The sequence below is a fragment of the Acidisoma sibiricum genome (assembly GCF_057837225.1).
Genome location: NZ_CM174445.1, coordinates 1,487,984 through 1,499,821, shown reverse-complemented (window position 1 = coordinate 1,499,821; position 11,838 = coordinate 1,487,984). Strand labels below are relative to the sequence as shown.

At 63.3% G+C, this 11,838-nt stretch carries 9 protein-coding genes and 1 tRNA gene; 3 read left to right on the top strand and 7 right to left on the bottom strand.

Features of this window, described 5'->3' with window-relative positions; all coding sequences use genetic code 11:
• Positions 1–2: 2 nt before the first annotated feature.
• On the bottom strand, positions 3–671 hold the full coding sequence (ccmB, locus tag AC3G7M_RS07245) for a heme exporter protein CcmB (protein ID WP_489215186.1): 669 nt from the start codon (positions 669–671) through the stop codon (positions 3–5).
• Positions 668–1,273, bottom strand: coding sequence for a cytochrome c biogenesis heme-transporting ATPase CcmA (ccmA, locus tag AC3G7M_RS07240; RefSeq protein WP_489215184.1), 606 nt, complete (start codon positions 1,271–1,273; stop codon positions 668–670). The genes ccmB and ccmA overlap by 4 nt, the downstream gene beginning before the upstream one ends.
• Before the next feature lie 220 nt (positions 1,274–1,493).
• Here ccmA and acnA point away from each other — a divergent pair, with 220 nt between their 5' ends.
• Positions 1,494–4,187, top strand: a complete 2,694-nt coding sequence (gene acnA, locus AC3G7M_RS07235) for an aconitate hydratase AcnA (protein WP_489215182.1) — start codon at positions 1,494–1,496, stop codon at positions 4,185–4,187.
• A gap of 175 nt (positions 4,188–4,362) precedes the next feature.
• Positions 4,363–6,468, top strand: coding sequence for an FUSC family protein (locus AC3G7M_RS07230; protein WP_489215180.1), 2,106 nt, complete (start codon positions 4,363–4,365; stop codon positions 6,466–6,468).
• A gap of 6 nt (positions 6,469–6,474) precedes the next feature.
• Here AC3G7M_RS07230 and AC3G7M_RS07225 read toward each other — a convergent pair whose 3' ends face one another.
• The 3 genes from AC3G7M_RS07225 to AC3G7M_RS07215 are packed head-to-tail and all read right to left on the bottom strand — an operon-like array spanning position 6,475 to position 8,342.
• On the bottom strand, positions 6,475–6,663 hold the full coding sequence (locus AC3G7M_RS07225) for a Trm112 family protein (protein ID WP_489215983.1): 189 nt from the start codon (positions 6,661–6,663) through the stop codon (positions 6,475–6,477).
• A gap of 57 nt (positions 6,664–6,720) precedes the next feature.
• Positions 6,721–7,401: an LON peptidase substrate-binding domain-containing protein gene (locus AC3G7M_RS07220; protein WP_489215178.1), complete on the bottom strand. Its 681-nt coding sequence runs from the start codon at positions 7,399–7,401 to the stop codon at positions 6,721–6,723.
• Between the two features lie 5 nt (positions 7,402–7,406).
• Entirely contained in the window at positions 7,407–8,342 is a 936-nt protein-coding gene (locus tag AC3G7M_RS07215) for a tetratricopeptide repeat protein (protein ID WP_489215176.1), read from the bottom strand.
• A gap of 214 nt (positions 8,343–8,556) precedes the next feature.
• On the opposite strand from AC3G7M_RS07215, the gene AC3G7M_RS07210 reads away from it, so the two are divergent.
• Positions 8,557–8,631 (top strand) — tRNA-Gly (locus AC3G7M_RS07210).
• Positions 8,632–9,631: 1,000 nt separating this feature from the next.
• Here AC3G7M_RS07210 and AC3G7M_RS07205 read toward each other — a convergent pair.
• Both AC3G7M_RS07205 and AC3G7M_RS07200 read right to left on the bottom strand, forming a co-directional pair.
• The gene (locus AC3G7M_RS07205; protein WP_489215174.1) at positions 9,632–10,651 is read right to left on the bottom strand and encodes a sugar-binding transcriptional regulator; all 1,020 of its coding nucleotides are present in this window, start codon (positions 10,649–10,651) and stop codon (positions 9,632–9,634) included.
• Positions 10,652–10,696: 45 nt separating this feature from the next.
• Positions 10,697–11,815: a lactonase family protein gene (locus tag AC3G7M_RS07200; RefSeq protein ID WP_489215172.1), complete on the bottom strand. Its 1,119-nt coding sequence runs from the start codon at positions 11,813–11,815 to the stop codon at positions 10,697–10,699.
• Positions 11,816–11,838 lie beyond the last annotated feature (23 nt).

Sequence of the window (11,838 nt, the reverse complement as noted above, 5' to 3'; positions counted from 1 at the left end):
CCCTATTCGGCTGCGGCTTTGGCGGCAGCCCCAGCGGCCAGCGGACACAGGATGATGCCCAGGCATAGAAACGCCCCCAGCATCAGCAGCGCCGGCCGCGCCGCGAGTCCGGTTTGCAATGCGCCCGCCGCAGCTGTGCCGAAGATAAGCACCGGCGTCGCGAGCGGCAGCACGATCAAGGGCAGCAGAACCCCACCCCGCCGCGCGCCGATCACCAGGGCAGCGCCCGTCGTGCCCAGCAGCGACAGCGTCAGAGTGCCTAGGATGAGACCGATTTCGAGTGGCATAAGGCCCTCGCGCGGCAGATTGAGCATGATGGCCATGGGAAGGGCGACGATCACCAGCGGCAGACCGGCGACAAGCCAATGGGACGCAGCCTTGATCAGGGCCAAAAGTGCCGGGGGCAGCCCTTGCACCAGCAGCTGGTCCAGGGAACCGTCCTCATAATCCGCGCCGAACAGCCGATCGAGCGGCAGAAGGGCGGCGAGCAGTGCCGCGATCCAGATCGCGCCGGGCGCTATTTTTCCCAGCAGCGACGGCTCCGGTCCGATACCGAGCGGAAACAGACTGGCGGCCAGCAGAAAGAAGAGCAGAACAGCGAGACTATCCGCGCCGTGGCGGAAGGACAGGCGCATTTCCCGCGCCAGAAGGCGCGCCATGGCAGCCATCATGACAGCCGCACCGCAAAGCCGCCGGGCATCGGCAGGTCCTGATGGGTCGCGGCAACCACCATGCCCCCGGCCGCACGATGGGTCGCGATCATCGCCCCGAACCGATCGATAGAGGCCGTGTCCAGGCCGGTGATTGGCTCATCCAGCAACCACAGGGGCGCCGGGCGCAAAGAGAGGCGTCCGAGTGCCACCCGCCGCCGCTGCCCGGCTGACAGCATGCGCGCCGGCAGATCGGCAAGATCGAGAAGATCCACGGCCGCAAGTGCTTTCCCGACCGCCGCGGTACGTGTGATTGGGCTGCCATCGGCCCAGCTGCTGAGATTTTCCGCAACCGTCAGGCCGGGTTTCACGGCATCCTGATGCCCGAGATAGGACAGGTGCGCATGATAAGCGCTGAGGTCAGTGCGGGCATTCTGTCCCATCCACAGCACCGCACCGCTGGCCAGCTGTGCAAGACCGGCGATGATCCGCAGCAAGGTCGTCTTGCCGGCACCGTTCCGCCCCGTCAGAGCGACGGCCTCGCCCGCAGCTACGGTGAAGGACAGATCTTCAAACAGCAGCCGGTCGCCGCGGATCGCCGCCACGTTTCGGATTTCGAGCACGCTCACGCTCCTCCAAGGCTTTTACGCCGCATAGGCCCCTGGTGCGCGCAACTGCACCGACATGACCCGTCGATATCCAGCATTCGCGCTGCCCCGCAGCAAACAGGGCCTCCCCATGCGCCTGCGACGTGGACCCGAGCCGGTGGGTATGGTTTAAGCCGCTATAGGATTCTTGGCGCCTCCCCGGGCGGGAGTGCACCTCCTTTAGGGACAAAGCAGCATGAAAATGAGTGGGCAGGATAGTCTGGGTACCAAACGGACCCTCGACGTCGGTGGCAAGAGCTACACCTACTTCTCTATCCCTGCCGCCGAGGCGGCCCTCGGTGACGTGTCCCGGCTGCCGGTCAGCCTCAAGGTGCTGCTGGAAAACATCCTTCGTTTTGAGGATGGGCGCTCCTACAAGGTCGATGATGCGAAAGCGATGGCTGAATGGCTGACAGCCGCGACCTCCACCCGTGAAGTGCCCTTCCGCCCCGCCCGCATCCTGATGCAGGATTTCACCGGCGTGCCTGCGGTGGTCGATCTCGCCGCCATGCGCGACGGCATCCTCAAGCTCGGCGGCAATCCCGACAAGGTCAACCCGCTCATCCCCGTCGACCTTGTCATCGACCATTCGGTCCAGGTCGATGTTAGCGGCACCGCCGACAGCCTCGAAAAGAACGTCGATATCGAATTCGAGCGCAACAGCGAGCGCTACACCTTCCTGCGCTGGGGCCAGGGCTCCTTCAACAATTTCGGCGTCGTCCCGCCCGGCACCGGCATCTGCCATCAGGTCAATCTCGAATACATCTCGCAGAACACCTGGACCGCCGAAGGCGACGGCGAGACCTTCGCCTATCCTGACACACTTTTTGGCACCGACAGCCATACCACCATGGTGAACGGTCTCGGCGTGCTCGGCTGGGGCGTCGGCGGCATCGAAGCCGAAGCCGCCATGCTCGGCCAGCCCATCGCCATGCTGATCCCTGACGTCATCGGCTTCCGCATCACGGGCAAGCTGAACGAGGGCGTGACGGCGACAGATCTCGTTCTCACGGTCACGCAGATGCTGCGGAAGAAGGGCGTCGTCGGCAAGTTCGTCGAATTCTTCGGCCCCGGCCTTGACCATATGCCCCTCGCCGACCGTGCCACCATCGCCAATATGGCGCCCGAATACGGCGCGACCTGCGGCTTCTTCCCGCTCGACAAGCTCGCACTCGACTATATGCGCCTGACCGGCCGCACTGATCAGGCGATCGCCCTGGCCGAAGCCTATACCAAGGCGCAGGGCCTGTGGCGCGACACGACGACCCCGGACCCGGTTTTCACCGATACGCTTGAGCTTGATCTCTCCACCGTCGAGCCCTCCATCGCTGGCCCGAAGCGTCCGCAGGACCGTGTCGCCCTCAAGGATGCCTCTTCCGCCTTCAAGACCGAGCTGACCAAAAGCCTCGGCGTGCCCGCGAATGATGTCGCGACCACGGCCAAGGTCGGTGACCGCAACTACACCATCACCCATGGCGATGTGGTGATCGCGGCCATCACCAGCTGCACCAATACCTCCAACCCGTACGTGCTCGTCGCCGCCGGCCTCGTCGCCCGCAAGGCGCGCGCGCTGGGCCTCACGCCGCGGCCCTGGGTGAAGACCTCTCTCGCCCCCGGGTCTCAGGTCGTGACCGAATATCTCGACAAGTCGGGCCTCTCGGCCGATCTCGACGCGCTCGGCTTCCAGACGGTCGGCTATGGGTGCACCACCTGTATCGGCAACTCCGGCCCGCTGGATGATGAGATTGTCGACGCGATCGAAAGCAACAAGCTGGTGGCCGTCTCGGTCCTTTCCGGCAACCGCAATTTTGAGGGCCGCGTGCACCCGAATGTGCGCGCCAATTACCTGGCCAGCCCGCCGCTGGTCGTCGCCTACGCCCTGCTCGGCACAATGAACGAAGACATCACCACGGCAGCCCTCGGGACCTCCAAGGACGGCCAGCCGGTCTACCTCAAGGACATCTGGCCGACGGCGGCCGAGATCAACGGCATCGTCGGCAGCACCCTGAGCCGCGAGATGTTCCAGTCGCGCTATTCGGATGTCTACAAGGGGCCGCGCCAGTGGCAGGAGATTGAGGTCGAAGCCGGCAGCAAGACCTATGGCTGGAACGACAGCTCCACCTATGTCCGCAACCCGCCCTATTTCGACGGGATGACGATGACGCCGAAGCCGGTGACGGATGTAACCGGCGCCCGCATCCTGGCGCTGCTAGGCGACAGCATTACTACCGACCATATCAGCCCCGCTGGCAGCATCAAGAAAAGCTCGCCGGCCGGCGAATATCTGCTGCAGTACCAGGTGCAGCAGAAGGACTTCAACAGCTACGGCGCCCGCCGCGGCAATCATGAAGTGATGATGCGCGGCACCTTCGCCAATATCCGCATCAAGAACGAAATGGCGCCCGGCATCGAAGGTGGCGTCACCACGCACTACCCCTCGGGCAAGATCATGCCGATCTACGATGCCGCCATGCTCTACAAGGCGGAAGCGACCCCGCTGGTCGTCTTCGGCGGCAAGGAATACGGCACCGGCTCCTCGCGTGACTGGGCGGCCAAGGGCACCATGCTGCTGGGCGTGAAGGCCGTCATCACCGAGAGTTTCGAGCGCATCCATCGCTCCAATCTCGTCGGCATGGGCGTGCTGCCGCTGACCTTCAAGGACGGCATGGACCGCAAGAGTCTCGGCCTCACCGGGCAGGAGACGCTGGATCTGCTGGGCCTGGAAGCGCTAAGCCCGCGGATGGACGTGACGCTCGTCATTCATCGCCCCAACGGCACGACGGACGAAGTGAAGCTTCTCTGCCGCGTCGATACGCTGGACGAGGTCGCCTATTACCAGCACGGCGGCATCCTGCATTATGTGCTGCGCGAAATGGCCAAGGCGGCCTGATCGCTTCCGCCTCCGCTGGCCTCCAAGGCCGCGCGGTTCGCCGCGCGGCCTTTTTTGTGGGCCCTGTTCAAAATAGATAGCGTTTCTCCGCCGCGGACAAACTCTAAGGGTGGCCGTTTGCGTCTTCGCACCGCATGACGATGATCATGCCCCCGACAGGGAGTTTTCGGCAGACGTGACCGCCCTTACCCGCTCGTCCTTTGCCCTCGATTTCGGGGCTTTCAGCATTCAGGAAGGCCTGCGGGCCGGTCTTTCGGTCGCGGCTCTCGTCGTGCTGCACGCCTGGCTCGACTTTCCGCTTCTCCTGCTCACGGCCCTCGGCGCGCTGCTCACCTGTCTGGCCGATGCCGGCACGCCAGGACGTGAACGGCTGCCCGCCCTGTTTGCCTTCGCCGTGCTCGGCGCGGCCACAGGCGTCCTCTTCGGGCTCGCCCGCGCTGAGGGCCTAATCCTGGCCATTCCGCTTGCCGGTATCGCCATCTTCATCGCGAGCTTTGCGCGCGTCTACGGCCCTGCAGCCATGCAGGTCGGCAATCTGCTCACAGTCTGGATCGTGCTCGCGATCGACGTCCCGGAACCGAGCCTGCATACCGCTCTGGTATCGGGCGGCATGTTCTGTCTCGGCAGCCTATGGGCCATTCTGCTGACGAGTGTGATCTGGCGCATTCAGGCGACGGTGCCCTTCCGCCATATCATCGGCGATTGCTACCGGTCGCTGGCCGCTATGACGCAGGACATGCGGGAAATCCTTGCCGCGCGGACGGATGCCGCTTCCACGGCCGCACGGTGGGAACAGAACGCCCGCATCTTTCGTGGCGGCGGCCGTACGGCGATCGAGACTGCGCGCGAGAATGTCCTGGGCCTGGTCCGCGTCCTGGGCAGCGGCAGCCCGAGGGTTGCCCGCGCCTGGCTGCGGCTGGAAGCGGTCGACCAGGCCTTTGCCGCCCTCAGTGGCCTGGCCGATCTTCTGGAATCCTCTGGCCCACGCAACAGAAGTTTGGCCGCGCGCACGCTGCGGCATCTGCACAATGACATTCTGTTGATCGCGCATCACATCGACAATGACAAAGGCATCGACCTTCCGCGCCTGACCAAAAGCCTGAATGGCGTAAGGGGCGCCGTCGCGGGGCTTGGCGATTACGATCCGCTGCGCAAATTGGTGGAGACGATCGCCGAACGCCTGTTCGTCGCCGCCAGCCTGACGACGCCGGAAAACCTGCATCCCGGCACCTTCACCGATGGCCGCTCCGCCCTGCCCTTGGCCGCGCGCGTGCTGGACCCCATCCGCAGCAATCTGAACCGCCAATCCTCTCATCTGCGCCATGCAGGGATGGCAGGCTTCGCGGCTATCCTGTGCCTGTCCTACACGCTCCATCACGAGCATGAATACGAGCGCTGGCTCACGATCACGCTGCTGATGACCATGCAGCCGCATTTCAGCTTGACCTGGCAACGCATGCTGGAACGGATCGGCGGCACCGTGCTGGGCGGGCTTATTGCGTCCGGGCTCAGCCTCTTCCTCCACACGCCGCTGACCGTCAGCCTGGCCATGTTTCCGCTCGCCGTTCTGGCTTTCACGCTGCGCCGGGTGAGCTTCGGGCTCTTTCTGTCCGCGCTGACGCCGATGGTGATCCTGCTTGTGGAGTCCTCGGCCCCTGGTGCCTCTGAGATCTATATTGCCCTGATGCGCGCGCTCTACACCGTCATCGGCGGTATGCTGGCGCTCACCTGCAGCCTTGCTCTCTGGCCCGGCCGCCAGCCGCAACGCGCCCTGACCGAAGTGCGCGACGCTATCATGGCCCATGCCAAAGTGGCCGACGCCACGCTCGCCCAGATGCTGGGCGAAGACGATGGCACGAATTGGGATAGCGGGCGCCGACAGGCCGGCATCGCCAGCAATGCGCTGGAATCGGCGCTCAGCCGCAGCCTGCTGGAGCCACGGCTGGTCTCCGGCAACCATGTCAATGCCGCCCTGACGATCGACGCGGCGCTGCGCCGGATCATGGGCCGGCTGACCGTCCTGCGGGTGTCATGGATCAGTGCGACGGCACAGAACAGGCCACCACCCCTGCCGCCCGAGACCCTTCGCCAATGGCGGCAATGGTGCGCGACCTGCGCCGCGCGAGTGCTGGACATCGCGCCCGGCCGCGGTGGTGACATCATCCTTCCGTCGCGTCCCGCGCTTGACGCCCCGGCCGATGAGCCTGTCGCGGATAGCTTGCGACGGATCGCCCGGCAGATCGAACTGATCGCGGGCGCCATGCCCAAGTTGGGAAGCTGACCGTGATCAGCTTTCGAGAGGGCGCGCCTCATCCGGCAGCATGATCGGAATGCCGCCGCGGATCGGATAGGCCAGACCCGCCGCCCGGCTGATCAGCTCGCCACGCTCACGATCATAGACCAGCGGCTGCTTGCTCAAGGGGCAGACAAGGATCTCGAGCAGCCGGGGGTCGACTGGCTGCGGCGGCACAGCCACGGCTTCCACCAAAATGTCCGATCCGTCAGCCGTTGCATCACTCACGCATAGTCTCCTTCAGCTCGGGCGGAGATCGCCGCCCTCGGTATCGGTTTCATGCTGGCCGAATTCCAGAAGTGTCGCCAGAATCTGCGCCCGCTCGGTCAGGCTCCCCGCCTCGAGCAGCGCCTGCTTCTCGGACGGCAAGAAAGGGCAGATCATGCAAAGCGTGGTCAATAGGGTCTCATCGTCCAGCGCGCCGACCGCACTCCAATCCGCAGTCAATTTCTGACGGTCGAAATAGCTGCGCAGGCTGGCGAGCAAGCCCTGCCGCGGCAGGACGATACTCTCCGCCGGTTCGGCCAGATCTGTCGCATAGGCCTCATAGGACACGCGGAGCCGCCGGTAGCCGCGCCGCGCCGCGACCTCTGTTTCAGCCGCAAAGCGCACGAGACCGAGGAGAGAGATGATGATCCGGCCGTCCTCCGTCTCCATGAAAGACGTAATCCGTCCCAGGCAGCCGACGCCGAACAGGCCAGGCCCCTTCGCATCCTCCGGCTTCCGGCTATCGGGCTGAATCATGCCGAACATCCGGCCGGCCGCCAGCGCATCCTCGACCATGGCGAGGTAGCGCGGCTCGAAGATCGTCAGCGGCAAGCGGCCGCCCGGCAGCAGCATCGCCCCCGGCAGCGGAAAGACTGGAATCTCCGCGGGCAGCTCGCCCAATACGGGATGGAACGGCAGAATGCCCGATGCCATGGCGATCAACTGAACAAGAGGGCGGACAGCTTCCGGCGCGCCGCCATGGTGGTCGGATCGTCCAGCCCCCAGGATTCAAAGAATTTCAGCAGCTGCAGCCGTGCTGCATCCTCGTTCCAGCCGCGCTGGCGCTTCATGATGTCAAGCAAGGCCGCCGCCGCCTCTTCCCGCCGATTGGTCGCATTGAGCGCGGTCGCGAGGTCGTAGCGCGCTTGGTGGTCATCGGCATTGGCGGCCAGGCGTGCCTCCAGCTCGCGCAATTGTCCGCTGGCTTGCTTGCCTTCGATTGCCAGCGCCAGCGCGCTGCGGGCGCCCGCCACTTCGGCATGATCGGCGATTTTGGCGGGGACCTCGCCGAGCAAGGCCTCGGCCTCCTCTTCCCGGCCAGCCGCCAGGAAGCAGCGGATCAGGCCGCCCCAGGCCTCAGGCCTTTCCGGCTCTTCCTGCAGCATGGCCTGATACAGTTCGGCGGCGCTTTCGATATCGCCGTCCTCCTGCGCGGCCCGGGCGGCAGCCAGCAAATCGGCCGTCGGCATGGTGCTGCCCGCCATTTTGAGCAAAGCCTCGACGAAGCGGCGCACGTCGCTTTCGGGCAGACCACCCTGGAAGATATCGGCGATCTGGCCCTGCCAGAAGGCCGCGACCGTCGGGATGGATTGCAGCGGCAGGCCCAGCTGGCTGAGCTGCTGGACAAGGGCACGGTTCGCATCGACATCGATCTTGACGAGACGGACGCGGCCACCGGCCGCCGTCACGACCTTTTCCAGCGTGGGTGTCAGCGTCTTGCAGGGGCCGCACCAGGTCGCCCAGAAATCGACCAGGATTGGCACCTCCCGCGAGGCCTCGATCACGTCCTTCATGAAGGTTGCCTGGTTGCCATCGATAATGATGGGACCGGCGCCGGCGGGTGCGGCGGCAGGCTGGCCGAAGGTCAGGTCCATGACTGTGCTTCTCTCTCTGATCGTCGTTGGGCCGATCATAATGCGGATCGCGGCTAGCCCAAACCTTTGCCGCAAGCGGCCCTCATCTGGGCGATCTCCGTCATGCGCCCAGCCGAAAACATAGGATCGAGCTAGGGGGCCTAGCGCATGGCGGCAAGGCCGGACGGCGCTTGCAATCGGATCGTAACCCGCTTAGAACCCGCCTCAACGGAGCGCGGGCGTAGCTCAGGGGTAGAGCACAACCTTGCCAAGGTTGGGGTCGAGGGTTCGAATCCCTTCGCCCGCTCCAAATTTTCTTAGAGAAATCAGCGCGTTATGAAGAAGCTACCGCGAGGTGGCTTTTCTTTTTGTGGTTTGGTGTCCACATGGTGTCCACCGCCGTGTTAGCGCCCCACGAAGCCATACCTGGGACACCATGTCCCCCCACGCGCCCCGTATATTCCAGAGTTCTTAGGATCTTCAGCTGAAACGATCCGCCTATCCGTTGAACTCGCCGTGCCCGCACGCAAAAGCCACGTGCTCGAGTCGTTCGGTATCCTAAAATCTTCAATGATTTCATCATTTTGTTAAACATTCACGCAGGATCAACGGCCGTCATTGTTCCGTTTAACCATCATGCAACCATCAGCACTTTGGTGTTGGACGCTCTAAGGATGAGTTGTCTGGTGGCCGGCCGGCGGAATACGGGCAGAGGCGAAGCTCATCGTTCGCCGCCGCTGCCGCCAGGCGTATCGGCAGCACGATCATCGATCCGGCAGCCGAGATGGTGGTGCTGATTGATGGGGCGCACATACAGGCAGCCCATAGCGGGAGCGGCGAGGAGACCGGCGTGGCCATTACGATTATCCCGGCCGCCGCCAGAGCGAGACGATACTGCATGGCCGCGTCAGCATGCTGCCGGGACGGCTGACCGGCTAGGGCGAAAGATGGGATGGGGATGAGTGCCTGCTGTGGTGCGAGGGCATCGTGCAGCAGACGGCGCTGTTTGGCGAAAATCTCCGCCTCATCCGCCGTATCTAGGCCTGCCTCAGCTCAAACGACATCCACATTCAGGATCGTGTAGTCAATCAGGGGTTTCCCTGACGCCGCATATTTATCTTTACCACATCAATCTCAGCTATCCGCTTCTGGATGCCGGTGCGCGCTATGTGGCCCCACTCTCGGCAGTGATGAGCCGGACCCAGGTTATTGCGGCGCCTTGCGACCGCTCACTGCTGCCTTTCATAAACACCGCATACGCGATCTAGCCCTGGCGAGGTGCGCCAGTCGCGCGGATCGTGTCACCGGCGCTACTTTCCCTCCATCTCCAGCAACAGCCTTGCCGTCTGCTCGTCAGTGATAAGACTATTGGCGATACGGCCCGAGAGAGCAGCGCGCATGGCCGCCGCGCGCACAGAACCGGTTTGCACGATCATCGTTGTACATTTCGCTGGCACAGGCAGCTGATAGGATGTCAGCCGCTTGTGATAGCCATTCTCGAGCAACCTGCCATGTTTATCGAAGCTGTGGCCGAGCACTTCACCAATGGCACCCGCTTGCATCGCCTCTCCCAGCTCCACATCGGTGATGTGGCCGTCCAGATGCAGCGGCGCCTGCCAATCAATATAGCCCATACCCATGATCAGCACCGTCGCTTCATCAATCAACGACAAGTAGGATCTGTAGGCCGGCTGGGTCTGGATGAAAGACCATTCCTCTATCGTATTCGTCACCACCGGCATCGGCACCGGATAGCATTGCGCGCTGATACGCTCGGCCAGGCGCATGACGACATCGTAATGGCTTGCCCAGCCATAGCGCGTGAGATTGCCCATCAGCGAGATGCATTTATGCTGCGGGCGGTGCATCAGGGGCACACGGTTGGCCGTTTCACGCATCGCCTGACCGTTGCCGATGGCGATTGTCGTCGGCGCCTTCTGCTGCAACAGATTTTCGAGATAGAGCGCGGCCGCTGTCGCCACGGTCTCGATATCACCATCCCCGAGCTTGGAGGCAGGTGCGACCTCGCAATAGACGAGGTCGAAGGCTTCGCGCAGGCGCTCTGCAAGCTCGATACATTCCGACAGCGGGTGGATGAGCTGGAAGCGGATGAGATTTTCCGAGGCGGCAAGCGCGACAAGGCGCTGCACAATCTGGCGCGACACGTTCAACTCTGCCGCGATCTGATCCTGCCGGCGCCCCTTGGCGTGATAGAGCCAGGCCGCCCGTGCTGCCATTTCAAGCTTGCGGTCGCTCAGGGCCTCGCTGCGATCAGCGCCCTCTCCAGACGATGGATCATCGGGGGCATTGCCGCGGCTCGGGCTTCTCATCTGAGCATGCTTCCGCAGATTACCCTTATCGCTTTCTGATCCGTCTCAGATGGCATAGACGCGCACCACCATCGGCGTGCCAATAGCAATGTGGTCTATTTGCGTCAACGCACCGCTATCCTCGGCACGCTGGAAGACAGTAATGCAGTCGCTGTTTTGATTGGCGACCAGGAGGTGCCGCCCGGACCGGCTAAGCGTAAAGTTCCGCGGCCATTCACCGCCGGTTGGCGTCTGCCCGCGCGATGTCAGCATGCCCGTCTCTCCATCCACCGCAAAGCAGGCGATACTGTCATGCCCACGATTGGCGGCATAGAGAAACCGTCCGTCAGGACTGAGCTGCAGTTCCGAGCAGTTGTTGAGACCGGCGAAGCCATCAGGCAGTGTCGATAGAATCTGGCGAAGGGAAAGCACGCCGGTCGCTGCATCATAATCGAAGACGGCGACCGTGCCGCCCAGCTCATTCAATGCATAACCGCGGGTGCCGGATGCGTCGAAAATGAAATGACGGGGGCCGGAGCCGGGCGGCAGCACGGCGGGCGGCGGAGAGACCGTATCGTCAAACACACCGCTCTCGAACCGGTAGCTATGGATGCGATCCGTTCCGAGGTCAGTGACGATGACAAATCGATTGTCAGGGCTGGCTACGGCGCAATGCGGATGCGGGCAGGTCTGCCGGATCGGCACAGGCCCCTGCCCTGCATGCTTGACCATGGAGAGTGCCGGACCAAGCCCACCATCCGGCCGGACAGGAAAGCTGGTGACCGCGTAGCCCGGAATATCCTCGTTAAACCCTTCCCAGGCTTCATGCGCATAGTTCACTGCGAAGGCAAACCGACCGCTACGGTCCAGGCTCGCATGGGTGGTGATGCTGCCGCCCGACACCTGCTTGTTGATATAGTGCAGCCTGCCATCCGCGTTCAGCGAATAGGCCGAGAGCGTGCCTTCGTTCCAGCCGAATACTTCAGTCGTTACGTAGATATGACGGGCATTCCGGTCAGCGGCGATAAAGCTTGGGTTATCAATACCTGCCTGGCAATGGAGGCGGGAGAGTTTTCCAGTGTCCTCATCAAAATCGAAAACCGTTATGCCCTCGCCGTTCGCCTGTTTGAAGTAAGGTGTGTGCCGGGTCAATGCACCAACCAGGAGACGGGATTTTTCAGCCATGGGGAAGCTCCAAAGACAAGAGA

Bases quoted from the DNA above. Each gene is read 5' to 3' on its own strand.
- AC3G7M_RS07205 (WP_489215174.1), bottom strand. From the start codon at position 10,651: ATGAGAAGCCCGAGCCGCGGCAATGCCCCCGATGATCCATCGTCTGGA.
- AC3G7M_RS07200 (WP_489215172.1), bottom strand. From the start codon at position 11,815: ATGGCTGAAAAATCCCGTCTCCTGGTTGGTGCATTGACCCGGCACACA.
- AC3G7M_RS07215 (WP_489215176.1), bottom strand. From the start codon at position 8,342: ATGGACCTGACCTTCGGCCAGCCTGCCGCCGCACCCGCCGGCGCCGGT.
- ccmB (WP_489215186.1), bottom strand. From the start codon at position 671: ATGATGGCTGCCATGGCGCGCCTTCTGGCGCGGGAAATGCGCCTGTCC.
- AC3G7M_RS07220 (WP_489215178.1), bottom strand. From the start codon at position 7,401: ATGGCATCGGGCATTCTGCCGTTCCATCCCGTATTGGGCGAGCTGCCC.
- acnA (WP_489215182.1), top strand. From the start codon at position 1,494: ATGAAAATGAGTGGGCAGGATAGTCTGGGTACCAAACGGACCCTCGAC.